This window comes from Paenibacillus sp. GYB003 (genome assembly GCF_036577625.1).
GTDB lineage: Bacteria > Bacillota > Bacilli > Paenibacillales > NBRC-103111 > Paenibacillus_AB.
In genome coordinates this window covers 1-1,345 of sequence record NZ_JARBDC010000006.1, presented here as the reverse complement: position 1 = coordinate 1,345, position 1,345 = coordinate 1, and the positions used below count along the sequence as shown (strand labels likewise).

Sequence of the window (1,345 nt, the reverse complement as noted above, 5' to 3'; positions counted from 1 at the left end):
ACATACCCCGGTCACTTCCATCACTTCTCGGGGAACCGGGGGATCCTTCTTCTGTCGGCCTTTACTCCGCTTACTCGGTTTTCGGTGCAGTGCTGCGTCTAATTGGGACCACGGTTTCACGGCGTAGATTCGAAGGAGACTCACGATCTCCCACGTACTCCGGCGTGTCCCCGACTCCAGCCCAATCAGGTAGGAAAGGCCGTAGGCCACAAGAGCCAAGAAAATATGATTCCACACGGCGTTAGGTTGATGACTGTAGAGTTGAGCGAACTTGAGGTGCTGCTTCAGCCATTTAAAAAACAACTCGATCAGCCAGCGGCTCCGGTAAATCTCCATCACCTCGTCAGCTTTCAAATCCAACCGTGTCGTGGCCAGCCGGTAAAATCGTCCCTGGGTATCCGTGAACTCAATCAGGCGCAAAGGAGTCTTCATGGTCGTTTTCGGTTGGTTGCCTAAACGCACGATGGCATCGCGTGTGATCGAAGGGTGGTCCGCAGGGAGTTCCCGTTCCTCGAGAATCGTCGCGAAGTGATGATTCGCCAGCCGGATCACAAAATGGATGTTCCCGGAGGCCCACTTTTCCATGCGCTTGTAACAAACATAGCCGCGATCCATGACGTGTAGGACATCGGGTTCCACAACAAGAAAATCAGAACCTTGATAATCACTCACGTTGCCGGTAGACGGAACGATTTTGTCGGGATAGGCTACATCCGGGCCGACGACCATCAGGCGCGTATGCACTTTCACACTGTTTTGCTTGTTCGTGACGTAGGCCCAGTCCCCGAGCAGCGGAGGCATCCGCAAACTGGTGGAATCCACGACGGCCAAAGGCAAACGGCTTTTGGATCGAATCGGACGCGTATGCTCCTGGATGCGCTGAACCACTGCACTGAACAGAGCTTGAGGAATTTCAGCGGGAAGGCTGTTGATTCGGCGCGACAATTGGGATTTGCTGATACTGTCCAGTTCAAAAGCGGCCTGATACTCTCGATCCGAAAGAATGGTGTTTTCGATCGTGTTCAGGGAGTCCCACTTGAGAAACTGTGCGGTGGTAAAGATCTTGAGCAAATTAGCCGTCGAGAGTTTCTGCTTGCGAAAATCGAGAATAGGTACGACAAAATCTTGTAAAGGAAGTTGAGAAAGACATTGACGAATGACTGGAATATCCGATACACTCAAAAGGCCTAGTCTCCTTTGGATTGGGTGTATGGATGAATCATCCTGCACCCTCTACAATGGAGATTTTTTTCGGTTTTGTCCACGAAAATGGTATAATATTTGGAACAAATAGTAAATTATAGATCGTTTTTTTATATGTGAGCTTTGATGCAACGCTAGTGGA

1 protein-coding gene is annotated in these 1,345 nt (G+C 50.2%); it reads right to left on the bottom strand.

The window, feature by feature from the left end:
• Nucleotides 1-1,182 (bottom strand): IS4 family transposase (locus PV407_RS04620; RefSeq protein ID WP_332088708.1); only part of this gene is annotated, 1,182 nt, incomplete at its 3' end.
• Nucleotides 1,183-1,345: the final 163 nt, after the last annotated feature.